The organism is Knoellia subterranea KCTC 19937, from assembly GCF_000768685.1.
Classification (GTDB): domain Bacteria; phylum Actinomycetota; class Actinomycetes; order Actinomycetales; family Dermatophilaceae; genus Knoellia; species Knoellia subterranea.
In genome coordinates this window covers 130540-157445 of the sequence record NZ_AVPK01000007.1, presented here as the reverse complement: position 1 = coordinate 157445, position 26906 = coordinate 130540, and the positions used below count along the sequence as shown (strand labels likewise).

Annotated in this window: 18 protein-coding genes; 9 read left to right on the top strand and 9 right to left on the bottom strand. The window is 69.9% G+C overall.

Features of this window, described 5'->3' with window-relative positions:
* Positions 1–28 precede the first annotated feature (28 nt).
* The 3 genes from glgX (at position 29) to N803_RS12745 (ending at position 7042) form a co-directional block, all read left to right on the top strand.
* Positions 29–2194, top strand: coding sequence for a glycogen debranching protein GlgX (gene glgX, locus N803_RS12755; protein ID WP_052112259.1), 2166 nt, complete (start codon positions 29–31; stop codon positions 2192–2194).
* A gap of 65 nt (positions 2195–2259) precedes the next feature.
* A complete protein-coding gene (locus tag N803_RS12750) occupies positions 2260–6537 on the top strand; it encodes an FtsK/SpoIIIE domain-containing protein (RefSeq protein WP_084764483.1) in 4278 nt (1425 codons plus the stop codon).
* Between the two features lie 256 nt (positions 6538–6793).
* A complete protein-coding gene (locus N803_RS12745) occupies positions 6794–7042 on the top strand; it encodes a WhiB family transcriptional regulator (RefSeq protein ID WP_035905910.1) in 249 nt (82 codons plus the stop codon).
* Between the two features lie 460 nt (positions 7043–7502).
* Here N803_RS12745 and N803_RS12740 read toward each other — a convergent pair whose 3' ends face one another.
* Positions 7503–8987 carry a sensor histidine kinase gene (locus N803_RS12740; protein WP_035905908.1) on the bottom strand — a complete coding sequence of 495 codons (1485 nt, stop codon included), beginning with the start codon at positions 8985–8987 and terminating at the stop codon, positions 7503–7505.
* A gap of 25 nt (positions 8988–9012) precedes the next feature.
* On the bottom strand, positions 9013–13944 hold the full coding sequence (locus tag N803_RS12735; protein ID WP_035905907.1) for an NAD-glutamate dehydrogenase: 4932 nt from the start codon (positions 13942–13944) through the stop codon (positions 9013–9015).
* Positions 13945–14087: 143 nt separating this feature from the next.
* On the opposite strand from N803_RS12735, the gene N803_RS12730 reads away from it, so the two are divergent.
* The 3 genes from N803_RS12730 to N803_RS12720 are packed head-to-tail and all read left to right on the top strand — an operon-like array spanning position 14088 to position 15458.
* Positions 14088–14402, top strand: a complete 315-nt coding sequence (locus tag N803_RS12730; protein ID WP_156969781.1) for a hypothetical protein — start codon at positions 14088–14090, stop codon at positions 14400–14402.
* Complete coding sequence (locus N803_RS18580; RefSeq protein WP_035905903.1) at positions 14399–14923, top strand: hypothetical protein; 525 nt, start codon at positions 14399–14401, stop codon at positions 14921–14923. Before N803_RS12730 ends, N803_RS18580 begins: the two co-directional genes overlap by 4 nt.
* Positions 14924–14969: 46 nt before the next feature.
* The gene (locus tag N803_RS12720) at positions 14970–15458 is read left to right on the top strand and encodes a DUF2505 domain-containing protein (protein WP_035905900.1); all 489 of its coding nucleotides are present in this window, start codon (positions 14970–14972) and stop codon (positions 15456–15458) included.
* Positions 15459–15526: 68 nt separating this feature from the next.
* On the opposite strand, the gene pruA is transcribed toward N803_RS12720, so the two are convergent.
* The 5 genes from pruA to N803_RS12695 form a co-directional block, all read right to left on the bottom strand.
* The gene (gene pruA, locus N803_RS12715; RefSeq protein WP_035905898.1) at positions 15527–17155 is read right to left on the bottom strand and encodes an L-glutamate gamma-semialdehyde dehydrogenase; all 1629 of its coding nucleotides are present in this window, start codon (positions 17153–17155) and stop codon (positions 15527–15529) included.
* Positions 17156–17272: 117 nt separating this feature from the next.
* The gene (locus tag N803_RS12710; protein WP_035905895.1) at positions 17273–17695 is read right to left on the bottom strand and encodes a DUF6912 family protein; all 423 of its coding nucleotides are present in this window, start codon (positions 17693–17695) and stop codon (positions 17273–17275) included.
* A gap of 13 nt (positions 17696–17708) precedes the next feature.
* Positions 17709–19139 carry a WS/DGAT/MGAT family O-acyltransferase gene (locus N803_RS12705; RefSeq protein ID WP_035905894.1) on the bottom strand — a complete coding sequence of 477 codons (1431 nt, stop codon included), beginning with the start codon at positions 19137–19139 and terminating at the stop codon, positions 17709–17711.
* Positions 19140–19230: 91 nt separating this feature from the next.
* Entirely contained in the window at positions 19231–20718 is a 1488-nt protein-coding gene (locus tag N803_RS12700) for a CpaE/TadZ family protein (protein WP_035905892.1), read from the bottom strand.
* A complete protein-coding gene (locus N803_RS12695) occupies positions 20715–21392 on the bottom strand; it encodes a CpaB family protein (RefSeq protein WP_035905890.1) in 678 nt (225 codons plus the stop codon). The genes N803_RS12700 and N803_RS12695 overlap by 4 nt, the downstream gene beginning before the upstream one ends.
* 229 nt (positions 21393–21621) lie before the next feature.
* On the opposite strand from N803_RS12695, the gene N803_RS12690 reads away from it, so the two are divergent.
* Positions 21622–21834, top strand: a complete 213-nt coding sequence (locus tag N803_RS12690; protein WP_035905889.1) for a helix-turn-helix domain-containing protein — start codon at positions 21622–21624, stop codon at positions 21832–21834.
* A gap of 18 nt (positions 21835–21852) precedes the next feature.
* On the opposite strand, the gene N803_RS12685 is transcribed toward N803_RS12690, so the two are convergent.
* Positions 21853–22395: a hypothetical protein gene (locus tag N803_RS12685; RefSeq protein ID WP_035905887.1), complete on the bottom strand. Its 543-nt coding sequence runs from the start codon at positions 22393–22395 to the stop codon at positions 21853–21855.
* Between the two features lie 72 nt (positions 22396–22467).
* Between N803_RS12685 and N803_RS18390 the strand changes: the two genes are divergently transcribed.
* Together N803_RS18390 and N803_RS12675 are read left to right on the top strand one after the other, a co-directional pair.
* Positions 22468–23340: a LysM peptidoglycan-binding domain-containing protein gene (locus N803_RS18390; RefSeq protein WP_211253515.1), complete on the top strand. Its 873-nt coding sequence runs from the start codon at positions 22468–22470 to the stop codon at positions 23338–23340.
* Entirely contained in the window at positions 23337–23882 is a 546-nt protein-coding gene (locus N803_RS12675) for an Rv3235 family protein (protein WP_035905886.1), read from the top strand. The genes N803_RS18390 and N803_RS12675 overlap by 4 nt, the downstream gene beginning before the upstream one ends.
* Positions 23883–23979: 97 nt before the next feature.
* Here the strand turns inward: N803_RS12675 and secA are convergent, their stop codons facing one another.
* The gene (gene secA / locus N803_RS12670; protein WP_035905884.1) at positions 23980–26853 is read right to left on the bottom strand and encodes a preprotein translocase subunit SecA; all 2874 of its coding nucleotides are present in this window, start codon (positions 26851–26853) and stop codon (positions 23980–23982) included.
* Positions 26854–26906: the final 53 nt, after the last annotated feature.

Here is a 26906-nt window from a genome sequence, read left to right as displayed (position 1 = left end):
CGTCCCACCCCGTCTCTAGGCTGCCGCCATGACGCCGTTGACGTCCGCCACCTCCGTCCCTGCCCTGCGCATTCCCCGCGACCTCCCTCCCGCGCCCGGCGTCACCGTCGTTGACGGTGGCGTCGAAGTGAGTGTGTATGCCGGTCACGCCGGTTCCGTGGAGCTGTGCCTGTTCGACGAAGGAGACTTCGCGGGCGTGACCGAGCGCCGGGTGGCGCTCGTCGACCACGCGTTCGGGTGGTGGTTCGGGTTCGTGCCGGACGTGGGCGTGGGGCAGCGCTATGGCTTCCGCGTCGACGGCGAGTGGAACCCCGAGCAGGGGTTGCGCCACAACCCCAATCAGTTGCTCATGGATCCCTATGCCCGAGCCATCGAGGGCGAGGTGCGGTTCGGGCCGAGCGTCTACGGGCACGAGGTGGACGAGAAGACCTGGCACGGTGACGGGTTCGCGGCGTCGACGTCGGACTCGGCGCCGGACATGCCGCGCAGCGTCGTAGTCGACGACCGTTTCGACTGGGGCAACGACACTGCCCCGGCGGTGACGCGGTCGGAAACCGTCATCTACGAGACGCACGTCCGCAACCTCACGATGGAGCTCCCGGGTGTCCCGGAGGACCTTCGTGGCACCTATGCTGGTCTGGCCCACCCCGCAACGATCGAGTACCTCACCTCGCTCGGCATCACCGCCGTCGAGTTGCTGCCGATCCACTCGTTCGCCTCGGAGCCGTTCCTCGTCCAGAAGGGGCTGGCCAACCACTGGGGCTACAACACGTTGGGCTTCTTCGCACCGCATGCCGCCTATGCCGCGGCGAAGGACCCGCAGGGCGCGCTCGACGAGTTCAAGGGCATGGTCAAGCTGCTCCACGACGCCGGGCTCGAGGTCCTGCTCGACGTCGTCTACAACCACACCGCGGAGGCGAGTGGCACGGGTGCGACGCTCTCGTTCCGTGGCCTCGACAACCGGGCTTACTACCGCCTCGACGAACGCGGTCGCGACATCGACGTCACGGGCACCGGCAACACCCTGGACCTGCGCCACCCGGTCATGTGCCGACTCGCCCTCGACTCACTGCGCTACTGGGTGCAGGAGTGCCACGTCGACGGCTTCCGCTTCGACCTCGCCGTCGCGCTGGGGCGAGGCCGCACGGACGAGTTCGACCCCGACCACCCGTTCCTCGTCGGGTTGCGCACCGACCCGGTGCTGTCGCGCACCAAGCTCATCGTCGAGCCGTGGGACGTCGGCATGCACGGCTGGCGCACCGGTCAGTTCCCGCCGCCGTTCTCGGAGTGGAACGACCGCTTCCGCGACTCGGTGCGCGACTTCTGGTTGGCCGACCACCGCCCGGCCGTGCCGGGCCAGGTGGCCCACGGCGTCCAGGACCTCGCGACGCGCCTGGCCGGATCCCGCGACCTCTTCGGCACCCGCGACCGCGGGCCGACTGCGTCGGTGAACTTCGTGGCGGCACACGACGGATTCACGCTTGCCGACCTCACGGCATACAACGAAAAACACAACGAGGACAACGGCGAGGACAACAACGACGGCTCCAACGGCAACCGCTCCTGGAACCACGGAGTCGAGGGCCCCACGGACGACGAGCAGGTCCTCACGCTGCGGCGACGGTCGATGCGCAACCTGCTGGGCACGTTGTTGCTCTCGTCCGGCATCCCGATGATCAACGCCGGCGACGAGTTCGGGCGGACGCAGAACGGCAACAACAACCCCTACAACCAGGACAACGCGACGACGTGGTTCAACTGGGACCGCGCCCCCTGGCAGGACGATCTGCTCGCCACGACGCAACACCTCATCGCGATCCGTCGCGAGCACCCCGCGCTGCGGCAGCGGACGTGGGCCGAGGGCAAGGAAGTGCACGAGGACGGCTCGATCGACCTGGCCTGGTACGCCGCCGACGGCTCCCCCATGCAGGACTGGACGGAGCCGGGGCAGCGCACCCTCCAGATGCTCGTCAACGGCGCCTGGCTCGGCCATGAATCGGTCCTGGTCGTCCTCCACGGTGGGCTCAACGAGCAGACGGTGTCTCTGCCCGAGGCGCCCGGGCTGTCGGCGTACCGACTGCTCTGGGACAGCGTCTGGGAGCGTCCATCGGACGGCGATGTCGTCACCGCCGGTGCCGACGTCACCCTTGCGCCGTTGAGCATGCGCGCGTATGCCGTGACCGACCCGACCTGAGTCACCGCACCTGCCGCTGTGGATAACTTTCGGGGCGGGTGAGCGGATTTCCCTAGCGTGGACGTATGCCGTCCACGACCACTTTTGACGTCACTCTGCGCTGGCCGAGCCGCCGGCAGGGAGTGGCCGATGTCCGCATCACCGCACCCGAGGGGACGACGCTTGGCGAGGTGCTGCCGCTCCTGGCCGACGTGGCCGGGCATTCGCCCAGCCGGGTGTCGTGCGCGGGTGAGACGGTGACGATGGAGGCGGTTCTCGGTACCCCTCCCCTGCTGCACGGTGTGGTCCTCGCCCTCGACGAGCCACGCCGCGTGACCGAGTCGCCGTCAGGCCCCATGGAACTGACAGTCGTGGCCGGTCCCGATGCCGGACACCGCCTGCCGATCGGGGCCGACCCGGTCGTCGTCGGACGCACGGCCGGGACGGGCCTCAGCCTCGGCGACGTGCGTCTGAGTCGGCGCCACGCGCGAATCACCCTGTCCGACAGTGGATTTCAGGTGACGGACCTGTCCTCGACGAACGGCACGCGATGTGGGGGTGCCGATCTCGAGCAGGGTGGTGCGGCGGCCGTCATGGACTCCGACACGATCGCCATCGGGTCCTCGCGCCTTCGCATCGAACGCTCGCGCGGGCTCGCGGCGACGACACGTCCCCGCGGTGATGGACACCTGCTCGTCAACCGCTCACCCCGCACCGTGGCGCCGGCGACGTTCTCGACGGTGACGGCGCCGACACCACCGACACCCCCGCGCCGGGGCCGGATTCCGTGGGTCGCGGCAGCCCTGCCGGTGCCTTTCGCGGGATTGCTCGCGGTCTTCTTCGGACCCCAGATGCTCGCCTTTGCCCTGTTGTCCCCGCTCATGCTCATCGGCAACGTGGTGAGCGACCGGTGGGGCGCGCGCCGGGAGTACGCCCGCGACCTGGCCGCGCACACCCTCACCCTCGAGGAGCGGCAACGCGAGTTCGACACACTCCGGAACCTCGAGCGCGAGCAGCGGTGGCGAGAGACGCCCGACCCGGCGGAGGTCCTCGCCATCGCGACGCGGCCCGGGAGTCGGCTGTGGGAGCGCAGGCTCGGCGGGGCCGACGTCAGTCGCGTTCGGGTCGGAGTGGGGTCGTTGCCGAGCCGGACCGGCTGGTCGGGCGGTGGGCGCGGGAACTCGAACGGCGGGAGTGTCCGGCTCGGCAGTGGCGGAAGCGTCGAACACCCTGACCTCGACGACCTCCCCGTCGAGGTGGATCTCGAGGAAGCGGGCGGGCTCGGGATCGCCGGCCCCGAGAGCGACGTGGAATCCGTCGTGCGCTCCATCCTCGGGCAGCTCGTCGCCCTCCACTCGCCGCGCGAACTGCGGCTCATCGTGTGCACCTCCGGGGACGAGGGTCGGTCCGCGCTGTCGTGGCTGCGCTGGCTTCCGCACACGGCGACCTTCGGCGACCTCGACGAGTGCCTCGAGGCCCTGCGCGACGTCGTGTCGGGCCGCGAGTCGCGAGCCACGACGTCGGGCGGCGTGCTGGCCGGTTCGGCTCGTTCAGCCGGACCGGGTGAGCCGCGCGTTCTGTGTGTCATCCCGGACGCGGCGATCGATTCCGGCTCCGGACTCGTCGACCTGCTCGAACGTGGACGCGGGTTCGGCGTGTGGTCGCTCGCCGGGGCCTCGTCCACCGCTGCCCTGCCCGCCTCGTGTCGCGCGGTCGTGGGACTGGGCACCAGCGGAGGAGCGGGTCGGGACAGCGCCCGCCTTGACGTCGACGGAGCGACGCCGGTCGCGGCGTTCACGCCCGACCAGGTCGGCTGGTGGTGGGGCGAACGTATCGGCCGCTCGCTCGCGCCCCTCCTTGATGCCACCGGCGAGGGCGAATCCCTGCCGTCGTCCGTGGATCTGCTCGACCTCCTGCCATGGGTCGACCCGGACGCGGGCGTGGAACCCGCACTCCTCGCCGACCACTGGCGCGCGGGAAGCGGTCGCCCCCTCGCCACGCTCGGGCGCGTCATGGGCGATGACTGGACCATCGACCTCGCCGCCGACGGACCACATCTCCTCGTGGGAGGCACGACGGGTTCGGGCAAGTCCGAATTGCTCCGCAGCCTCGTCACCTCGTTGGCCCTCGAGAGTTCACCGCAGGACCTGACCTTCGTCCTCGTCGACTACAAGGGCGGGTCGGCCTTCGGCGAATGTGGCGACCTGCCCCACACGGTCGGCCTCGTCACCAATCTGGACGACGGTCTGGCCCGGCGCGCGCTCGTGAGTCTCGAGGCCGAGATCACCCGCCGGGAGAGTCTCCTGGCGGGATCGGGAGCACGCGACTTCGACGAGCACCGTCGACTTGCGGGTGGGCTCCCGCGTTTGGTCATCGTCATCGACGAGTTCCGGCTGCTCGCCGACGAACTGCCCGACTTCATCGACGGCGTCGTCTCACTCGCTGCCGTGGGGCGGTCGCTCGGGGTCCATCTCGTCCTCGCCACGCAACGACCTGCCGGGGCCATCACGGCCGACATCCAGACCAACGTCAACCTGCGCATCGCGATGCGGATGCGCGACGCTTCCGACTCGCAGGACGTCATCGGTGCCGCCGACGCCGCGCGCATCCCGCCGACCTTGCCCGGACGTGGATACGCACGTGGCGGGGATGGCGAACTCGTCGAGTTCCAGGCAGCTCGCGTCGGTGTCGGTCGCACGACCGGCCCGGCAACGGTCGCGCGGCTCGACGACCACGGGCACCCGCTCGCTCCGCCGGCCCGGCTGAGCACCAACAGCAGTGCAGGGGGAACGGTCGGCACGGGAGACGTTGGCACGGACTCCAACCTCGCTGTCGTGGTCCGGGCGATCCGGGACGCCTCCGCGGCAGCGGGACACGAACGCCCCCACCGCCCGTGGTTGCCGCCGCTCCCCGAGCACCTGGCGTGGGGCTCGGGAGATGGCACGGCCGTCGGTCTCGTGGACAGTCCGGCTCGTCAGCGTCAGGATCGGTTCGCCCACGACGGTCACGGTCACTGGCTGCTCGTCGGGGGCCCGCGATCGGGTCGCACGAGCGCTCTGCGGACCATCCTCGCGTCGCACCTGGCGCAGGCCGACCGGACCGTCCATGCCTATGTCATCGACAGCAGCGGCCGGCTCGACGACCTCGCCTCACTCCCCCAGGTGGGTGCGGTCGTGCGCTCCGACGACCTGCCTCGGGTTCGCCGGCTCGTCGCGCGGCTGCGCGAGCACTCCCGGGCGACTGATGGCGACGCTTCCCATCGTCCGGACGTCCTCCTCCTCGTCGACGGATGGGATCGCCTCGATGCCGACGACGATCTCGCCCTCGACGGTGCGCGCGACCAGCTCCTCGACCTTCTCCGCGCTGGCGAAAGTGGTCTGCGCGCCGTCGTGACGAGCGATCGGTCGGCCCTCTCGAGCCGGCTCGCGGGCCTGTGCGCCGAGACCTTCCTCCTGCCCCTCGCCGATCCGTCCGAAGCCCTGTATGCCGGGCTCTCACCGCGCGATCTCCCGTCCACTTCGGCCCCCGGTCGCGGCGTGAGGTTGCGCGATCGGCTGGAGGTTCAGTTCGCGCTGCGTGACGCCCTCGACGAGGTCGGCTCCCTCCCCGCGGGGTGGACCACTCCCATCGAGGTCGTGGACCTGCCCGACGGTGTCGACCACGCCGAGCTCCTGGCTCGCGCCCCTCGGGATGCGAGGTGGCCCATCGGGATGTCCGCAGACTCCGGCACGACCGCCGCCATCGATGTGGTCGTTCATGGACGCCGGCTGCTCGTGACCGGTGCCGCACGATCGGGCCGGTCCACCGCGCTGGCGACCATCGGCCGGGCCGCAGTGCGAGACGGCCGGGCGGTCGTGGTCGTGGAGCGACCAGGGGCAGGAGTCGCCGCTCAGTGCGGCGCACTCCTGTCGATCGACCCATGGGAGGTCGACCCCCTGGTCCGGGCCAGGCAGGAGCACCGCGACCTCGTCGTGCTCGTCGACGACGCCGACCGCCTCGAAGGCACGCCCGTCGAGCCGCTCCTCACCGAGATCGCGGGCCTCGTCGACCGCGACGGTGGCGCCATCGTGCTGACGACGACGCCCGGCGCGGCCGCACAGGCCTTCCGAGGCCCCATCCACGCGGTGGCCGGGGCCGAGTCCGGGATCGCCCTGTGCCCTCGCACCCCGGGCGACGGGGAACCGTTCGGGATCCGTGCCCCACGAGGACTGCTTGCCATTCCGGGTCGGGCGCTGCTCGTCTCGGGGCGCCGCGTAGAGGAGATCCAGGTGGCTATAGGCGGGGCGGTCGCGGCCGCCCCCGCACCGGCCTTTGCCGCCAGCAGCATCACCGCGGAGCCTGCACCGGGCCAGTCACGCGTCTGAGACTCCCGGTGGCCGGCACGGAACACGTTCGGCCTCCGAGGCGTTGGGCGTGGGGGAGGTCACCAGCGTTCCTCGTCGAATCCGCAGATCAACCCCACAGAACCCGTGCGGAATTGGGTCGCGGGGTCTAGACTGGCGGTTCGGACGTCTGTGTGTCTCGTCCGACGGTTTGCAAGGACGCAACCTCCCGGTTGGTCCTTGCTCACCCTTGTAAGCGGCCAGCACCACTGAACTCCACGGAACAGGAGCACCACCCATGGATTGGCGCGACCGCGCTGCCTGCCTCGATGAAGATCCCGAGCTGTTCTTCCCCATCGGGAACACCGGCCCGGCGATCATGCAGATCGAGGAAGCCAAGGCTGTCTGCCGCCGCTGCGAAGTCGTTGACACCTGCCTCAAGTGGGCACTGGAGTCCGGACAGGACGCCGGTGTCTGGGGCGGTCTCTCCGAGGACGAGCGACGCGCCCTCAAGCGTCGCAACGCCCGCGCTCGCCGCGCAGGCTGACTGACAGCACGACACTCGACGGCCTCGCCTCACGGCGAGGCCGTTCTTGTGTCTCCCCCCCCTTCCACTTCTTGCCCCGCCCCACTTCTTGCCCCCGTGAGACACGCACCGCCCCACTTCTTGCCCCCGTGAGACACGCACCACCCCACTTCTTGCCCCCGTGAGACACGCACCGCGTCGCCACGCATGTCCCAACGGCGCAAGAAGTCGACCCACGAACACACAGCACCGCCCCACCTCTTGCCCGCGTGAGACACGCACCACCCCACTTCTTGCCCGCGTGAGACACACACCGCGCTGCCACGCATGTCCCAACGGCGCATGAAGTCGCCCGACGAACACACGGCACCACCCCACTTCTTGCCTCCGTGAGACACACGCCGCGCTGCCACTCATGTCCCAACGGCGCAAGAAGTCGAACTGACGAGCACGCCCTATGTCCCACTAGCGCAAGGAGTGGTCAGCGCGAGGTGAGGGGGCGCAGGCGCGCCGTGAACTCGACCCGAGTCCCCTGCGGACTCGCCGACTCCCACCGGATGCGGCCCTGGAGGTCCTGGACGAGCGAGGTGACGATGCGCGTGCCGAGACCCGCGAGCACCGGCCGGAACCCCGCCGGCAGCCCCGTCCCGTCATCGGTGATGGTGACCGTGAGGCCATCCACCCCCGGCTCGACCTCCGCGCGCTCGACCTCGACCGCGATCGAGCCACCGCGTGAGGCCAGACCGTGCTCGACGGCGTTCTGGACGAGTTCGGAGACGATCATGGCGAGCGACGTCGCGTCCTCGGCCCGCATCCGCCCGAACGAGCCGCGGACCGTCGAGTCGACTGGGTGCTCCGTGACGGCCACGTCGACCACGGCCCGCAGGCCGCGGAGGGCGATCTCGTCGAAGTCGACCGTTTCGTCGATGCCCTGGCTGAGCGTCTCGTGCACGAGCGCGATCGTCCCGACGCGGCGGACCGCCTCGTCGAGGGCGTTGCGCGCGGTCGGGTCCGGGATGCGCCGCGACTGGAGGCGGAGCAGGGCCGCCACGGTCTGGAGGTTGTTCTTGACCCGGTGATGGATCTCGCGGATCGTCGCGTCCTTGGTGATGAGTTCCTGCTCGCGGCGACGCAGCTCCGAGACGTCACGCAGGAGCAGCATCGCACTCTCGCGCTGACCGGACGCCGTGAGCGGAATGGCCCGCAGCGTCACGCTCGCGGACTGCGTCGACACCTCGGTCCACCACGGGGCCCGTCCCGTGATGACGACGGCGAGGGATTCGTCGACAGCAGTGCCGGACGACTGGAGCAGCTCCGTGACGACGGTGGCAAGCACCTCACCGATGACGTCGCCACGGTGCCCGAGCCGGTGGATCGCGCTGATCGCGTTGGGGCTGGCATAGAGGACCTTGCCCTCGATATCGAGGTGGACGACGCCATCGCCGACGCGGGGCGCGCCACGCCGCGCACCCGTCGGCGCCGACGTGCTCGGGAACTCCCCCGACGCGATCATGGTCGCCAACGCATCGGCCAGGTGGCGATAGGTGAGCTCGAGCCGGCTCGGCGTGCGACCCGAGACGACGTTGGTGTGGCGGGTGATGACGGCGAGCGCGCGCCCCTCGTTGACGACGGGAATCGCCTGCTCGCGGACCGCGACGTCGCCCTGGGTCTCGGGTTCGCGGGCGTCAACGATCCGACGGTGCCGATAGGCCTCGTCGAGGATCGAGTCACGCCACCGACCCGACGTTCGACCGACGACGTCTTCGTAGAACACCATCGGACCGGTGTTGGGCCGCACGTGAGCCACGGCCCGCCACCCGTCGAGGCCGGACGGCACCCACAGGACGAGGTCGGCGAAGGACAGGTCGGCAATGAGCTGCCAATCACCGACGACGAGGTGGACCCATTCGATCTCGTGGTCGTCGAGGGTTGTCGAGGTCCGAAGCGACTCGGCGAGGGTGCTCACGCGCCGAGCCTAGAAGGTCGCCGCCTCACTTGCCGGAACGGACCATGGACCGAAGCGCTCGCAGACCCACCGAGAGTGCCGCACTGTTGGGCTTCTCGAGAGCCCGTATGCCGGTGAGCTGGCCGGAGCCGCGTTCGATGGCGTCCGCGTTGGCTCGGCTCCACGACTCGATGCGCTCGTCCGCGGTGACCGTACCGTCGCCGTCGAGGTCCTCCTCGAACTCGAAGGCACTGCGGGTGAACGCCTCGAGGACGCCGTAGAGGTCATCGCGCAGGGCACCGCGAGCCAGCGAGTCCCACCGGTCGTCACGCGGCAGCGCGGCGACCCGGTTGAGCATCGTGTCGATGCTGAACCGCTCGGACATCCGGAAGTAGACCTCGGCCACCTCGAGTGGCGTGTGGTCGAGGTCCGTGGCGATGTCGACGACGTCGAGGAGCGAGTACGAGTCGAGCAGGGACGCGGCGCGCTGGGCGAGTCCGGCGGGCACGCCGGCCTCCTCCCACGTCGCGACCTGTGCCGTCACGCGCTCGCGCTCGCCGCCCTGGAGCAGCTCCGGGATGCGCGGCCCGAGGTCGGCGACGACCGGCGCGAACCGCTCGACCTCCGTGGTGATGTCGAGCTGCCCGGGCCGTGCCGCGAGGAGCCAACGCACTGCCCGGTCGAGCAGGCGGCGGAACTCGAGGTAGAGCTGGGTCTGCACCGACGTGGGCAGGACGTTGTCGAGCGCCTCGATCTCCTCGACGTAGCCGCGCAGGTCGAAGACCTCACGGCAGACGATGAAGGCGCGAGCGACCTGCTCCGGGCTGCCGGCGGCCTCCTCCTGGGCGCGGAACGCGAAGGTGATGCCGCCGCGGTTGACCATCGAGTTCACGACGGAGTTCGTCACGATCTCGCGGCGCAGGGGGTGATCACCCAGCTCCGCGGCATACGCCTCGCGCAGTGCTGCCGGGAAGTAGTCGGCGAGCGTTCCCGCGAAGTACGGGTCGTCGGGCAGCGCGCTCTCGAGGATGTCCTTCTTGAGGGCGAGCTTCGCGTAGGCGACGAGGACGGCGAACTCGGGCGACTTGAGCCCGATCCCCTCGGACGTACGCTTCTCGATCTCGGCGTCGGTGGGGAGGAACTCGAGTCCGCGGTCGAGTTCGCCACGCTCCTCGAGCCAGCCCATGAGGCGCTGGTGCACCGGCGCCATGGACACCTCCTGCGCGCGGGCGTTGCCCAGCAGGACGTTCTGCTCGTAGTTGTCGCGCAGCACGTGCTCTGCCACGTCGTCGGTCATCGACGCGAGGAGGGTGTTGCGCTCCTCGACCGTGAGGTCGCCGCGGCGGACGACGTCGCCGAGCAGGATCTTGATGTTGACCTCGTGGTCGGAGGTGTCGACGCCGGCGCTGTTGTCGATGGCGTCAGTGTTGACGCGGACTCCGGACAGGGCGGCCTCGATGCGGCCCAGTTGCGAGAGTCCGAGGTTGCCGCCTTCGCCGACGACCTGGACGCGGAGCTCGTCACCGTTGACGCGGATGGCGTCATTGGCGCGGTCACCGATCTCGAGGTGGCTCTCGCTGCTCGCCTTGACGTAGGTGCCGATGCCGCCGTTCCAGAACAGGTCGACGGGCGCGAGCACGATCGCGTGGATCAGCTCGGTGGGCGTCATCGTCGCAACGCCCTCCGGCAGCCCGAGCGCCTCGCGCATCTGCGGCGTCACGGCGATCGACTTCAGCGACCGCGCGAAGACGCCACCGCCCTCGGAGATGAGCGACCGGTCGTAGTCGTCCCACGAGGAACGCGGCAGCTCGAAGAGACGCTTCCGCTCCTGGAACGACTGTGCCGCAACGGGATTGGGGTCGACGAAGACGTGCCGGTGGTCAAAGGCGGCCACCAGTCGGATGTGCTCCGACAGCAGCATGCCGTTGCCGAAGACGTCACCACTCATGTCACCGACACCGACGACGGTGAAGTCCTCGGTCTGGGTGTCGACACCCATCTCGCGGAAGTGCCGCTTCACCGACTCCCACGCGCCGCGGGCGGTGATGCCCATGGCCTTGTGGTCGTAGCCGGCCGAGCCACCGGACGCGAACGCGTCGTCGAGCCAGAAGCCGTAGGACTGAGCGACACCGTTGGCGATGTCCGAGAACGTCGCCGTGCCCTTGTCCGCCGCGACGACGAGGTAGGGGTCGTCCTCGTCGTGCCGAACGACGCGGGTCGGCGGCTGGATCTCGGTGCCGACGCGGTTGTCGGTGAGGTCGAGCAGACCGGAGATGAAGGTCCGGTAGGCCGACTGCCCCTCGGCGAGCCAGTCCTCGCGCGACACGGCCGGGTCGGGCAGCTGCTTGGCATAGAAGCCGCCCTTGGAGCCGGTCGGCACGATGACGGCGTTCTTGACCATCTGCGCCTTGACGAGTCCGAGGATCTCGGTGCGGAAGTCCTCGCGCCGGTCGCTCCAACGCAGCCCGCCGCGGGCGACGGAGCCGAACCGCAGGTGCACACCCTCGACCTGGGGGCTGTAGACCCAGATTTCGTATGCCGGCCGCGGGGCCGGGAGGTCGGGTATCGCCTTGGGGTTGAGCTTGAGTGAGACGTAGGGCTTGCTGTCCGCCACACCGTCCTGGTCGACATCGGTCTCGGCGCCGGCGGCGACCGTCTGGAAGAAGTTGGTGCGCAGCGTCGCCTGCATGACGGCGAGGAAGGCACGGATGATCCGGTCCTCGTCGAGCGAACTCACGTCGTCGAGGGCGCTGGTGATGCGCTCGGCGATCTCGGCCTGGGCTGCGTCGCGCTGGGGCCCGGCGGTGCCGGAGAAGGCGTCCGGGTCGAAGCGTGCCTCGAAGAACGCGACGAGGTCGGTGGCGATGCCCGGGTTCGAGACGAGGGCGTCCTCGAAGTAGGACTGGCTGAACGTCGCCTGCGTCTGGCGGAGGTACTTGGCGACGGTGCGCAAGATGACGACCTGCCGCCAGGTGAGGCGCGCGGCGAGGACGAGTTGGTTGAAGCCGTCGGACTCGGCGCTGCCGTCCCAGACCGCGAGGACGGCGCTCTCGAAGAGGTCACGCAGCCGCTCGTGGGTCACGCCGGACCACACCTCGGGGTCGTTGACGCGCAGTCCGAAGTCGTAGACGTGGAGCTCGGAACCGTCGGTCCGGGTGACCTCGTAGGGCTGCTCGTCGACGACCTCGACACCCATGTCCGTGAAGATCGGGAGGATGTCGGTCAGCGACAGCGGATCGATGCGGAAGAGCTTGAAGCGGCGGAGGTTCTCGGGAGAGTCGGTGGGCCGGTAGAGCGCGACACTCGTGCGTCGGTCGTCGCCGAGCCGGTCGAGGTGGTGGAGGTCGGCCACGCCCTGGACGACGGCAAAAGTCTCCTCGTAGGCCGTGGGGAAACCCCGTCCGAAACGGTCGAAGAGGCGGTCACCCTCGACCTCGCCGAGCCGGTCGCGCAGGCCGTCGCCGAGACGGTCGGCCCAGTTGCGGGAGACCTCGACGAGGCGGCGCTCGAGGTCGGCACGCTGCTCCTCGTCGAGCGACCGGATGTGCTCGCCCGCAGGCATGCGGACGACGAATTGCAGTCTGGACAGCGCTCGCTCACTCACCCGTGCCGTGAACTCCACGCTCTCGCCACCGAACGCGTCCTTGAGGATCGCGGCCATGCGGGTGCGCACGCCGGTGTTGTAGCGGTCGCGCGGGATGTAGACCTGACACGACACGAAACGGCCGAAGTCGTCCTCGCGCAGGAAGAGCTTGGTGCGCCGCCGCTCCTGGAGCTGGGCCACCGCCATGGCCGTCTCGAAGAGCTGGTCCGGGGAGGCCTGGATGAGCTCGTCGCGGGGGTAGGTCTCGAGGACCTCGATGAGGTCCTTGCCCGTGTGGGAGTCGGCGGCCAGGCCGGAGCGTTCCACGACGGCGGCGACCTTCTCGGCGACGACGGGGAGCCGGAGGACGGACTCGGTGTAGGCGGTCGAGGCGTAGAGGCCGAGGAAGCGCTTCTCACCGAGCGTCTGCCCGTCCGGAGAGTACGTGCGCACGCCGACATAGTCGAGGTATGCCGGACGGTGCACCGTGGAGCGCGAGTTCGCCTTGGTGAGGACGAGGACTCCCTGCTCGCGAGCCTTGCGGCTCGACTCGGGCGATAGCGGCACGAGGGGCTTGTCGGCGGGCGGGTCCTGCTGGAGCATGCCGAGACCGGAGCCGGGCAGCGGTCGGATGACGTCGCCGTCGGGGGTCTCCTCGAGGGAGTACTCGCGGTAGCCGAGGAAGGTGAAGTGGTTGTCGGCCATCCAGCGCAGGAAGGCCACGGCCTGGCTGACCTCTTCGGCCGGCACGCCCACCGGGGGCGCGCCCTCGAGTTCGGCGGCGATGACGAGGCAGCGGGTGCGCATGGCCGGCCAGTCGGCGACGGCCTCGCGCACGTCGACGAGGACGTTCTCGAGGATGGCCTGGAGCTCCTCACGACCGGCCTCGTCGCTCTCACGGTCGATGGTGAGCAGGATCCAGGACTCGGCGATGACGCCGTCCGCGCCGTCGGCCGGGGCGACACAGTCCTCGTCGCAGGTCTCGAGCAGCGCGCCCGATGCATCGCGGCGCACCCGGAGCTGCGGGTGGACGACGAGGTGGATGTCGATGTCGCGCTCGACCAGGGCAGAGGTGACCGAGTCGACGAGGAAGGGCATGTCGTCGGTGACGATCTGGATGACGGAGCGGGCGCTCGACCAACCATCGGACTCCGTCGTGGGGTTGAAGACCCGGACGGCGGCCGTGCCCGGCACGCGCTGCTGTGCGAGATCGAGGTGGGACTTCACCGAGCCGGCGAGGGTCTGCGCAGGTCGCGCGCTGAGCTCCTCCTCGGGCACGTGACGGAAGTAGCGGCTGACGACCACCGCCCCGTCGGGTCGGTCGTCAAGCTCGGCGAAAGCCCTGACGATGCTGTCCAGTGTGGTCGATCGGGGGTGGACCGATGACTCAGTCATGGTGCGCTGCAGATCCTTTGAGTTGCCCGTCGCCGATGGCCCTCGGCGGGACACGACAATGTGTCCGAGCCCGAGCGTACCCACCTCCGGGGGCCTGTGGATGACGGCCCGACGGACTGGCCGGACCGCACTACAGTGACGAGGTGCGCAACTCCGTGGACCCCAGTGCCCTCACCGAGGTGAGCGGTGTTCTCGAGGGACTTTCCCGGACTGCCGCATCGGTCGAGAACGACCTTCTGTCGTGCCTCGTGGTCATGGGTGAGCCGGACGCGCAGGCGGTCGTGGACGGCTGGGTCGACCAGTTCGTCGACCTGCTCCGCGCGGTCGACGAGACCACGGAGCGTCACGTCACGACCCTGGCCCGGGTGACCTCCCGCGTCGACGGCCGCCCGACCCACGACGAACCCGCAGCCGATGCCCGGGCGGAGGCCGCAGCGCAGTCCGCGGAGCGGCCGTGAGGAACCCGGTCCCCGGCGATCCCGGCTCCATCGGTGCCGCAGGCACCGCCGCCCGGCGAGCGGCGCGCGAGGTGCACGCGGCCAGCGAGACGGGCACCACGGCATACAGGTCGCTCAAGGAACTGTGGGCGACCGCAACCTCCGTGCGCACGCGCAAGGAGGGACAGCTGTCGCTGAGCGCGCTCGCACGGGGCGGCCGGGAGGCCGACGCCGTCGGCGCCGCACTGCAGGCGTATGCCGCGGACCTCAGTGAGCTTCAGGCGCGCGCCCGCCGCGTGCTCGACTCCGCCGCCACGGCCGGACTGTCCGTCGACGGGGGCAGGGTGAGCCTCGCCTGGGGAGTGACCGGCGAAGCGGACGTCGATGCCGCGCGGGACCGAGCCGCACTCATGCACACCCTCCAGCAGGAACTCGACGGCCTCGCGGCGCAGCACCGGGTGCGCCGCGACCGGCTGGTGGGCGAACTCGAGGCCTCGACGCGCAGGCTCGACGCGATCGCCACCGACGTCCGCCTCGGATGAGCATCGTGGTGAGAGGATCGGATCCCCGCCACGTGAGGAGACGCAGGTGAAGTTCACCCATCGAGCCGAGTACGCCGCCAGCCCCGACGAGGTCTGGGCCACCATGAGCTCCCAGGAGTTCCAGGACGCGAAGTGTGAGGCGACGACGACGGGCGAGTGGACCTCGAACGTCTCGACGACGGGCGATCGGACGACGATCACGAGCGACCGGGTGCTCCCGACCGACGACCTGCCCGACATCGCGAAGTCGTTCGTCGGGTCGAAGCTGACGATCGCCGAGGTCCAGACGTGGGGTCCGGCCGCTGCCGACGGGTCGCGCACCGCCGACCTCAACGTGCACATCAAGGGCGCGCCGATGACCCTCAAGGGCACGGCTCGCCTGTCCCCCAACGGTTCTGGGACGGTTCAGGAGATCCAGGGCGACGTGAAGGTCAGCGTGCCGCTCATCGGTGGCAAGCTCGAGAAGGCCGCCAGCGAGCCGCTCATGTTTGCCGCGAAGACCGAGACCGACCTCCTGCGCGACCGCCTTTCCTGACCTGCCACTTCTTGCGCTGTTGGGACACGCTCGCTGGCGCTCGCGTGTCCCAACGGCGCAATCAGTGCTCAGCCCATGTGGGGGTAGGTGTGGTTCGTCGGGGGGACGAACGTCTCCTTGATCGAGCGCGGGCTCGTCCAGCGCAGCAGGTTCTGCGCCGAGCCCGCCTTGTCGTTGGTGCCGGACGCGCGCCCGCCACCGAACGGCTGCTGGCCCACGACGGCGCCGGTCGGCTTGTCGTTGATGTAGAAGTTGCCGGCCGCGAAGCGCAGGCGGTGCGCCGCCTCGGCAACGGCAGTGCGGTCCTGGGCGAGGATGGAGCCGGTCAGGGCGTAGGCCGACGCGCCGTCGATGACGTCCATGATCTTGCCGAACTGGCGGTCGGGGTAGACGTGGACCGAGAGCAGCGGGCCGAAGTACTCGGTCGTGAAGATCTCGTCGTGCGGGTCCTCGCCGACCATGATCGTCGGGCGGACGAACCAGCCCTCGGAGTCGTCGTAGGTGCCGCCCGCGACGATGTCGATGTTCGTGGCGGCCTTCGCCCGGTCGATGGCGTTCTTGTGCTTGGCGAACGCGCGGTCGTCGATGACGGCACCCATGAAGTTCGAGAGGTCCGTGACGTCACCCATCGACAGGCCCTCGGTGAGGGCGATCAGGTCGTTTTTGATGACCTTCCAGATGCTGCGCGGGATGAACGCACGTGAGGCGGCGGAGCACTTCTGGCCCTGGTACTCGAATGCGCCACGGATGAGCGCGGTGCGCACGACGTCGGGGTCGGCGCTGGGGTGCGCGAGGACGAAGTCCTTGCCGCCGGTCTCGCCGACGATGCGCGGATAGTGGCGGTAGTTCGTGAGGTTGGAGCCGATCTCCTGCCACAGTTGCTGGAACACACGGGTCGAGCCGGTGAAGTGGAGTCCGGCGAACTCGGGGTGCTTCAGGACGACGTCGGACACGTCCGCGCCGTGACCACCGACGAGGTTGATGACGCCCGGGGGCATGCCGGCCTCCTCGAGGATCTCGAGGACGAACTGCGACGCGAGCTGCTGCGTGTGCGACGGCTTCCACACGACCGTGTTGCCCATGAGGGCAGGGGCGGTCGGCAGGTTGCCGGCGATCGCGGTGAAGTTGAACGGCGTCACGGCATAGACGAAGCCCTCGAGCGAGCGGTAGTCCGTGCGGTTCCAGATGCCGGGAGCGTTGGCCGGCGGCTGCTGCTCGAGGATCTCGCGCGCGAAGTGGACGTTGTAGCGCCAGAAGTCGATGAGCTCGCAGGCGCTGTCGATCTCTGCCTGGTATGCCGTCTTGCTCTGTCCCAGCATCGTCGCGGCGTTGACCTTGGCTCGGTAGGGACCGGCCAGCAGATCTGCTGCCTTGAGCAGGATCGCGGCGCGGTCGTCGAAGGACATGTCACGCCATGCGGGGGCCGCGGCCTGGGCGGCGTCGACCGCTGCCGTGGCGTCGGCCTTGGTCGCGTCACGCAGGACGCCGAGCTTCTTCTTCGTGGCGTGGGGCTGGGTGATCGTGATCTTGCTGCCGCGGCCCTCGACGCGCTTGCCGCCGATGGTGTGCGGGAGGTCCCAGGTCTGGCTGCCCACCTCGGCGAGCGCGACCTCGAGGGCTGCGCGCTCGGGGCTGCCGGGCGCGTAGTCGCGGACCGGTTCGTTGATCGGGGCGGGGACGTGGGTCACAGCGTCCATCGGTGGCTTCCTCGATTCCTTCGGGGTCAGGGGTCGCGTCCCATCGTCGCACGGTGTGACGAGCACAACTCTCCCACCTGATCGCGCCGCCTTCCCTCGGTCGGCGACGGAAGCCGGTCAGGCCGTCGGGTGGGCCAGGGCGATGACGTCGTCGAGTTCGGTGATGTCGTACCAGAGCAGGTCCTCGATCCCGCTGCCCGGCTCCTCGTCGACGTGGAACGACGCGATTCTCGGCAGGGGGACGGCGCTGCCGACCTCGACGGCGGTGCCTTCCTCGTCGGCGCGAGTCACCACCGCCGCGTCGACGTCCGCCGAGGCGACCACGCGCCGATCCCCCTGTGCCACAACGGAAGCGGCGTCGTCAGCGGCAGCGGACCACGCGGCATACTCGCGTTCTTCCTCGTCGTTGCCGATCGTCGGCCGGGCAGCCGCGGCCACCGCAGCGTGGGCGGCAACCGGCGCGGGGCCGAGTTCACCGGATCGCCGCAGTGCGGCCAGTCCTTCGCGGTCGAGCGGGACGAAGACGCGGACGAGAGGCACGGCGGTGGTCCTTTCAGCGTTTCCCGGCACGGGGGGCCTCGAGCAGCTCCTGGAGGGCGTCGACGATGGATTGACCGAGGACGTCGACGTCGGGGAGGGCGTCGCGGTCGGCGTTGAGGCCGTAGTAGACGCCGCCGTCATAGGAGGTCAGGCCGATCGACAGCGCCTGCGACTGACCCAACGGCATGACCGGATAGGTCGAGGCCATCTGGGCACCGGCGACATAGAGCGGGTGCTGCGGGCCGGGGACGTTGGTGACGGCGACGTTGTAGAGGCGCCGCGACATCGCGCCACCCAGGCGCGCGGCGAGGGTGTGCATCGTCGGCGGTGCGAAGCCACCCAGCCCGGACAGGGTCTGGGCGTCGACCGCGCGACCGGCCTCCATCTGCTGGCGCATCGCGAAGGCGATCTGGTGCAGCCGCATCGACGCGCCGGGCTCCCCCACGGGCAGGTCGACGAAGCACGCCGTCAGCTGACGCCCGGAGGAGCCGCGTCCGTCCTCGGTGTGCACGCTCACCGGGACCATGGCCCGGACCGTCGTGCCGCCGTGGACGCTCTCACCGCGGGTCATGAGCCAGGTTCGGAACGCCCCGGTCACCGTCGCGAGGATGACGTCGTTGATCGTGACGTCCTCGGCGACCTTGCCCTTGGTCAGGCGGGACCGGATCTTGCGGTAGTCCTCGAGGTCCGTGCCGACCATGACGTAGCGCCGGGCCCGACCGATGCGCGTGTTGAGCGGTGAGGTGGGTGCCGGGCTCGTCGAGGCCCGCGCCAGGGTCGAGGCCACTCCCCCGGCCTGATTGAGCAACCGGCCGGCGGTTGCCTTGACGTCGGTGACGCCGGCCTGGAGGGTCTCGACGATCTGGCTCGGAGTGCGGACGGTGTCGGCGAGAGCGCTCACTACGAGCTCCGTCGTCGAGGGCTCACGGCTGGGGTGCCACGTGTCCGCGACGGCCTCGGCGCTCGGCACTTCGGAGTCCTCGAGGATGAGGTGGGCGATGTCGACGGCATGCACTCCGTCGACCAGCGCCTGATGGGTCTTGGTGATGATGGCGAAGCGGTCCTCGGCCAGACCCTCGACGAGATAGACCTCCCACAGGGGGCGGCTGCGGTCGAGCGGTCGGGGCTGGATGCGGCCGATGAGCTCCTCGAGCTGCTCGTCGTTGCCCGGGCGCGGCAGGGCGGAGCGGCGCACGTGGTAGCTCACGTCGAAGCGCTCGTCGTCGATCCAGACCGGGTTGGCCAACTTGCCGGGGACGGTGCGGACCCGCTGCCGGTAGCGCGGAACGTAGGCGATGCGCCGCTCGATGACCTGCACGAGCCGGTCGTAGTCGAAACCCTCGCTCGGCGTGTCGAAGACCATCACGGAGCCGACATGCATCGGCGTGGTGGGCTCCTCGAGCGCGAGGAAGCTGCTGTCGAGGGTGCTCAGTCGATCGGCCACGGGCCCATCGTTCCAGATGCACCGAGCCGGAGGAGTCTCCGCCGACACGTGGGCGCATTCAGCGCGTCAGCGCGGGCGTTCCGGCTGCGGATCAGCGCTTGGCGGACGCGACACGTCGCCGACCGCGAGCGCGCCCGGCCCGCGTGTCGCCCGTGGCTGCAGTCTTGGGACGCAGCACGTCGACCACGCGCGCGAGCGCCTGCGTCACCGGAGCGTTGGGCGCCGACTCGACGAGACTGCGCCCGGCCAGGAGGGCGGCGTCGCACTCGTCCGGGGCCCACGGCACGAACATCGGGTCCTCGAGTCCGGCGAAACGGCCGAGCACGTCGCCGATCGCCTTCTCCGGCCGAGCGCCGGCCACCGAGGCGCGCACCTTGTTGACGACGATGAGCGGCTCCGGAGACGGCACGACTCCCACGTCCTGGACGGCGCGCACGAGGCGTTGGAGGCCGATCGGATCGGCGCCTCCGACGACGACGAGGGAGTCGCTGCACTCGAGGGCGGTGAGGGTCGTGGCGTTGCGACGCGGCGCTGCCGTGTCATAGCTCAGCTCCTCGTCGTCCTCGATCGCGAACCCGCAGTCGATGACGACGTGGTCGACGAGTCCGCGCGACTTCTCGAGGAGATCCTCGACTGCCGCGGCGCGCAGTTCTGGCCACCTCTCGGGCTTGGGTATGCCGGTCAGCACCCTGAGTCCGGGACTCACCTCGGGTGCCACTCGGGACAGGGCGGCTTGGTCGAGCGTGCCCTGCTCGGAGGCTCGGGCAGCGGCGGCCACTCCCGGCGCCTCGTCGATGAGGGCGAGTGCCTGGGCGACGCTGGCACCCCACGTGTCGAGGTCGACGAGGAGGGTGCGCACGCCCCTCGACGCCAGGCAGGAGGCGATCGTGATCGCGGTCGTCGTGCGCCCGGGGGCACCGGCGGGTCCCCACACGGCGGTCAGAATCGCGCGCCTCGGCCCGTCGGCGTCCACGTGGTCGCGAGGGCCTCCGGACGCGTCGAACTCACTCAGCGCCGAGAGGGCACCGCCGACACCGGCTGCCCCGGCCGACCCGCCGACCGTTGCTGCTCCCCGTCCGCCCACTCCGTCGAACGCACGGGCGTCACGTGAGTCGTGGCCGTCCTCGAGCCACCGGGCGAGGTCCTCGTCGCTCACGGTCGAGCCGGAACCGCCACCAGCACCAGCACCAGCGCCGCCACCACTCGCACCACCCACTGAGCCGGTTGCCCCGTCGACGAGTTCGACGACGAGGCGCGACAGCTCGTCGGGCGCGGTCCCTGGACGGATGAGTGTCGTCACGCCGAGCTGGCGCAACCGCACCTCGGCCGCGTCATCCCCCGCCGAGACGTAGCCCGCCACGCGCACCCCGTGTCCGGCGAGGTGCCGCAGGGCGTCGCGGTCGAGACCCCGGAAGTCTGCCGACACGATCGCCACGTCGGCCACACCCGAGGCGCCGGTCGACAGCAATTCGGCGACGTCGGCGCAGCGCCGCACGACCTGGATGCCGGAGGCCGACTCCACGCTCCGGACGAGCTCCTCCTCGTGGTGGTGGGTCACCCCCGTGATGAGACTCGTCATGACGTCGCGGAGTCGAGGGCGCCGGGCACGGCGACGAGGGTGATCCGGGATCCGAGGTCCACGTCGCCGACGAGCTCGCGCACCTTGTCCTCGGGAACCATGACCTGCACGGCCCGCGTGTCGCCGGCACCGCCCATCATGGAATCGCCCTCGGCGAGGCTGACCACCGTGACCCGCGGCAGGGCCAGGTTGGGTCCTGCGAACGTCGCCGTTCCCACGGCACCCTTGGCCTGGCGGGCGGGGCGGTTGACGTAGACGTCGACGATCGACCCCTCGCGCAGGGTCGAGGCCGAGGTCGCGTCGACCTGGAGGGTGACGGGTCGCGCCGTCGCCTCGTCCTCGCCGCCGACCGCCGTCTGCGGGATGAGCTCACCGGCGCGCACCTCGCGCAGCACGAACGACTTCTCGGGCAGACCCTCGGCGGCCCCGAGGTAGTCGCCGGCCGACTCCCCCAACTGGACGTCGACGCGCACGACGTCCTCGGACGTCAAAGGCTGGCCGGCCATGAGACCGGACTTCGCGGCATACATCGGAACGCGGTCGTCGGCTCGGCTGACGACGTAGGCACCGATGGCCGTCGAGGCCAGCACGAGCAGGAGGCCGACGAGCAGGCGGCTGTCCCGCCACGAGGGCTTGCGCAGTCGTTGGGCGGTGGGCGTGGGCAGGTCACTCATGTGGGCGGGCTCCGGATACGCGGTCAGCGGTCGTGGGAATGCGGAGGATCGCGTCGAGCCGAACCCCCCGCAGAGATTGTGGCCCACAACGGCTCACGGCGCGCGTCGAGGACCAGCTGCCTGTGGACAACGTGCCACGCCACGCGCCCTGTGGACAACCGTCGGGGTCGGTGCACACCTGCGTGGCAAACTGGTCCGGCACGCCCGAGGACGACGAGAGGAGACGACTGTGGCCAAGCGGTTCATCCCGCTCACCGAGGTGTCCGAGGTCCTCGACATCTCCTCGGCGCAGGCCTACGCCCTCGTCCGCTCCGGCGAGCTCCCTGCGATCAAGGTCGGCGGCCGCGGCCAGTGGCGGGTCGAGACGACCGAGCTCGAGAACTACATCCAGCGCATGTATTCACAGACGCGCGAGTTCGTCCGTTCCCACGGCGAGGACTGACGCGGGCGGCTCGGGCGGTCAGCGCGCCTCGACGAGGACGACCGCCCAGAACGGCACCGTATGCCGTTCGCGCACGTTCTCGGGTCGCCGGCTCTCCCCGATCGCGTGCTCGGAGAGGTCGAGTGAGTCGGCTCCCACGACGTCGATGGTCCCCGTGAGGACCTGTCCGCTCGTGTCGGTCATTGCCACTGGGGCGCGATCGCGCGAGAGCGCCCGCAACGCGTAGCCGAGCGCGAACCGGCGTGCCGTCCGTGCCGCCGAGGCGCGCTGCGGGAGGCCGGAAATGCCCACCACCGCGGCGAACGGGACGACGGCCTGGCGACCCGTCTCGAGCTGCACGAGCAACCAGTCCTCACCGAGGTCGAGCAGCTCGCCCCGCAGCTGAGTCCCCGAGACGAGGCGGAGGCGCACTGCGGTCCCGACGGCAGCGGCCAGCCGCGCGCCGAGCTCGACGGTGGCCCGTTCGCGCCGGGTCCGATCGGCGACCTCGGAGTCGCGTTCGCGTCGCTCCTCGGCGCCCAACTGGGCCTCGAGGTCATCGAAGAGCAGGTCCCACCTCATGGTCGGAGCGTAGGGCCACCCCGAGACGGCCTCCTGTTGCGCCCCCAATCGACATGCAATATGGTCATGCGCATGCAAACCGCAGCAAACAGCATCAAACGACATCTTTCGAGCACAAGACCCAACGTTCTCGTGCGGGTCGGGTGCGTTGCTGCGGTCTCCCTCACGGTCGGGGCCATCACCGCTTGGGCCCTGGTCGGCGCCTGGCTCAGTGCCCACTCGGCCGTCACCGCCGCGGGCCCGGCCAGCCTCGACGAGCTCGTCATCCTCACCGCGTCGTCGCTGGCGCTGGCGATCGCCGCCTGGCTCTGCGCTGGCACTCTCCTCGAGCTCCTCTCCCACGTCCCCGGTCGGATCGGACGGGTCGCGCAGCGCTGGTCCGACCGCCTCACACCGGCGCTGGCCCGGCGCGTCGCCGCCTTCGTGCTCGGCGTCGGCGTGGGCGTGGCCGGCGGACCCACCCAGTCGGTGGCTGCTCCGCGTGGGTCGGGTTCCTCCGTCGTGGCCTCGGTGGCCGACCCCGGGTTCCTCCCCGCACCGAGCAGCTCTGCCCCCGCGAACCCGGCGACCCCCGCAGTCCCTGCGGACCCGGGGTTTGCCCCGGCACCGCCCGAGGCCGGCTTCACCCCGGCCTCCCCGACGGTGCGTCCCCAGCCCGACCCCGGCCTCCTCGCCGGTCGCCCCCACCGCACCGGTCAGCCCGGCGACCCGCCGCTCACCGGCGCGCACGACGACGCCCAGGTCGTCGTGCACCGCGGCGACTCGCTCTGGTCGATCGCGGCGCGTCACCTCGGCCCGCGTGCCACCGACGCCGAGATCGCGGCCGAGTGGCCCCGGTGGTTCGAGGCCAACCGATCCGTCATCGGCGACGACCCCGACCGCATCCTCCCCGGCCAGATCCTGCGCGTGCCCGACGCCCAACCGACTGCGAGCGTGAACCGATGACAACGGCCCTGCGATCCCACCTGCGCCCAGTCAAGGTGCAGGCCGAAGCCGCACCCCGCCCACCAGCCGTGCACCTGACCGAAGCGTTGCTGCGCGCGGGCGACGGACTGGGGCACACGGCATACGTGCAGGATTCTCTGGCGGTCGACCTCGCGGCGGCGAGCGACGAGCAGCTCTTCGGACCCCAGAGCACCGCCCGCGTCGACCTGCCGGACCCCGTCCCGTGGGTGAGCCAGATGGCGCAGGCCATCGTCGAGGTCATGTCCGGGCTGCGCCCGGCAGCGCAGGTCGTCCGGTGGACGACCCCTCAGGTGTATGCCGTGATCGCCCGTCGCGGGGCCATCGCGGCACGGCGTCGCGCCGCCAGGACGCCCGCCGCAGCCCAGCGTGCGGTGGTGCGGTCGGTGCACGTGTGCGAGCCGGCCGACGGCGTCGCGGAGTGCAGCCTCGTCGTCAGTGAGGGCGAGCGGGTGCGCGCAATGGCGGTGCGTCTCACCGGGCAGGACCGCCGCTGGCGCGTCGAGGCCCTCCAGATCGGCTGACACCTCCACTGATTGCCCGTTTGGGCGGTTTCCAGCGACGGCTCGCCTCCGCGAAACCGCGCCCAAACGGGCAATAAGTGGAGCAAGAAGTTCTGGGTCAGGCGCCCTTGCCGTGGCACATCTTGAACTTCTTGCCCGAGCCACAGGGGCAGGGCGCGTTCTTGGGCGTCGACGACATCTGCTCGGCGGTGAGGCCACCGTTGCCGCTGGCGCGGTTCAGAACGTCCCGCTCCTCGACCTCACCGGACTCCGACGGCGCCGTGTAGTGCAGCTGCGCGGGCTGGCGCGGACGCTCGAGGCCCACACCGGCGACCTCGACGTGCGGGGTCTCGGCGAGCGTGTCGGACGTACCGTCCGAACCCTCGCCGCCGCCGGCGAGCCCGCCGAACACGTCTGAGACGTGCTGCGGTGCTGTCGCGACCTCGGGCGCCTGCTGCTGGTCGACCTGGACATCGACGTGGAAGATGAGGTTGACGGCCTCTTCCTTCACGGACTCGTTCATGGCCTCCCAGAGCTGGAAGCCCTCACGCTGGTACTCGACGAGCGGGTCGCGCTGGGCCATGGCGCGCAGGCCGATGCCCTCCTGGAGGTAGTCCATCTCGTAGAGGTGCTCGCGCCACTTGCGGTCGAGGACGGAGAGCATGACGCGCCGCTCGACCTCGCGCATGACCTCGCTGCCGAGCTGTTTCTCGCGCTGGTCGTACGCGTGGTGGGCGTCGGAGAGGAGCTCCTCCTTGAGGGTCTCGTTGCGCAGGCCTGAACGACCGCCGGCTGCGTCGATGACCTGTTCCTGCGAGACCGAGATCGGGTAGAGCGCCTTGAGAGCGGTCCAGAGACGGTCGAAGTCCCAGTCCTCGGCGAAGCCGGCCGCCGTCTCGGAGTCGACGTAACCACCGACGACGTCGTTGACGAAGTAGCGCATCTGCTCGTGCAGGTCCTCGCCCTCGAGGACGCGGCGGCGCTCGTCATAGATGACGGTGCGCTGGCGGTTGAGGACGTCGTCGTACTTGAGGACGTTCTTGCGGATCTCGAAGTTCTGCGCCTCGACCTGGCTCTGCGCCGACGCGATGGAGCGGGACACCATCTTGGACTCGATGGGGGTGTCCTCCTCCATCCCGGTCGAGGACATGACGCGCTCGACCATGCCCGCGTTGAACAGGCGCATGAGGTGGTCCTGGAGCGAGAGGTAGAAGCGCGACTCGCCCGGGTCACCCTGACGGCCGGAACGACCACGCAGCTGGTTGTCGATGCGGCGCGACTCGTGGCGCTCGGTGCCGAGGACATAGAGCCCACCGAGCTCCTGGACCTCCTCGTGCGAGGACTTCACGCGAGCCTCGGCGGCCTCGAGCGCGGCGTCCCACGCGGCTTCGTACTGCTCCGGCGTCTCGACCGGGTCGAGCCCGCGGGCCTTGAGGTCGGCGACGGCCATGAACTCGGGGTTGCCACCGAGCATGATGTCGGTGCCTCGACCGGCCATGTTCGTCGCGACGGTGACGGCGCCCTTGAGGCCGGCATCGGCGACGATCGCGGCCTCGCGCTCGTGGTGCTTGGCGTTGAGCACCTCGTGCTTCACGCCGCGGCGACGGAGCTGCTCGGAGAGGTACTCCGACTTCTCGACGGAGACGGTGCCGACGAGGACGGGCTGGCCGGTGGCGTGGCGCTCGACGATGTCGTCGACGACCGCCTTGTACTTCGCCTCCTCGGTCCGGTAGACGAGGTCGGCCTGGTCCTTGCGGATCATCGGGCGGTTCGTGCGGATCGGCACGACACCGAGCTTGTAGATCGAGTTGAGCTCGGCGGCCTCGGTCATGGCCGTACCCGTCATGCCCGAGAGCTTGTCGTACATGCGGAAGTAGTTCTGGAGGGTGATCGTCGCAAGCGTCTGGTTCTCGTTCTGGATCGTCACCCCCTCCTTGGCCTCGATGGCCTGGTGCATGCCTTCGTTGTAGCGGCGACCCTTGAGGATGCGGCCCGTGTGCTCGTCGACGATGAGGACCTCGCCGTCCATGACGACGTAGTCCTTGTCGCGGGTGAAGAGCTCCTTGGCCTTGATGGCGTTGTTCAGGTAGCCGATCAGGGGCGTGTTGGACGACTCGTAGAGGTTGTCGATGCCGAGGTAGTCCTCGATCTTCTCGATGCCGGGCTCGAGGACGCCGACCGTCTTCTTCTTCTCGTCGACCTCGTAGTCACCACGCGACGGGATGCCGCGCATCTGGTCGCCGCCCTCACCGCGCTCGAGGTGCTCGACGGCCTTGGCGAACTCGGTATACCACTTCGTCGGCTGGTCGGCCGGGCCGCTGATGATGAGCGGCGTGCGCGCCTCGTCGATGAGGATCGAGTCGACCTCGTCGACGATGGCGAAGTTGTGGCCGCGCTGCACGAGCTCGTCGGTCGACCACGCCATGTTGTCGCGGAGGTAGTCGAAGCCGAACTCGTTGTTCGTGCCGTACGTGATGTCCTTCGCGTACTGCTCGCGACGCTGGTCCGGCGTCATGTTCGCGAGGATGCAGCCGGTCGAGAGGCCGAGGGCGCGGTGGACGCGACCCATGAGCTCGGCCTGGTATTCGGCGAGGTAGTCGTTGACCGTGATGACGTGGACGCCCTTGCCCTCGATGGCGTTGAGGTAGGAGGGCAGGGTCGCGACGAGGGTCTTGCCCTCACCGGTCTTCATCTCGGCGACGTTGCCCATGTGCAGCGCGGCGCCACCCATGAGCTGGACGTCGAAGTGGCGCTTGCCGAGGGTGCGGCGGCCCGCTTCACGGACGGCGGCGAACGCCTCGGGGAGGATGTCGTCGAGCGTCTCACCGTCGGCCAGACGAGTGCGGAACTCGTCGGTCATGCCACGCAACTCGTCGTCGCTCATCGCGACGAAGTCGTCCTCGATCGCGTTGACCTGGTCGGCGATGTTCTCGAGCTTCTTGACGATCCGGCCTTCACCGGCGCGCAACAGCTTCTCGACGATCTTCACCACGGGTTGGACTCCTCGTTGAACAACATGTCTCGGAACGCGACACCAGTGTCGCG

Bases quoted from the DNA above. Each gene is read 5' to 3' on its own strand.
- N803_RS12695 (WP_035905890.1), bottom strand. From the start codon at position 21,392: ATGAGTGACCTGCCCACGCCCACCGCCCAACGACTGCGCAAGCCCTCG.
- N803_RS18390 (WP_211253515.1), top strand. From the start codon at position 22,468: ATGCAAACCGCAGCAAACAGCATCAAACGACATCTTTCGAGCACAAGA.
- pruA (WP_035905898.1), bottom strand. From the start codon at position 17,155: ATGGACGCTGTGACCCACGTCCCCGCCCCGATCAACGAACCGGTCCGC.
- N803_RS12745 (WP_035905910.1), top strand. From the start codon at position 6,794: ATGGATTGGCGCGACCGCGCTGCCTGCCTCGATGAAGATCCCGAGCTG.
- N803_RS12750 (WP_084764483.1), top strand. From the start codon at position 2,260: ATGCCGTCCACGACCACTTTTGACGTCACTCTGCGCTGGCCGAGCCGC.
- glgX (WP_052112259.1), top strand. From the start codon at position 29: ATGACGCCGTTGACGTCCGCCACCTCCGTCCCTGCCCTGCGCATTCCC.
- N803_RS12675 (WP_035905886.1), top strand. From the start codon at position 23,337: ATGACAACGGCCCTGCGATCCCACCTGCGCCCAGTCAAGGTGCAGGCC.
- N803_RS12700 (WP_035905892.1), bottom strand. From the start codon at position 20,718: ATGACGAGTCTCATCACGGGGGTGACCCACCACCACGAGGAGGAGCTC.
- N803_RS12685 (WP_035905887.1), bottom strand. From the start codon at position 22,395: ATGAGGTGGGACCTGCTCTTCGATGACCTCGAGGCCCAGTTGGGCGCC.
- N803_RS12735 (WP_035905907.1), bottom strand. From the start codon at position 13,944: ATGACTGAGTCATCGGTCCACCCCCGATCGACCACACTGGACAGCATC.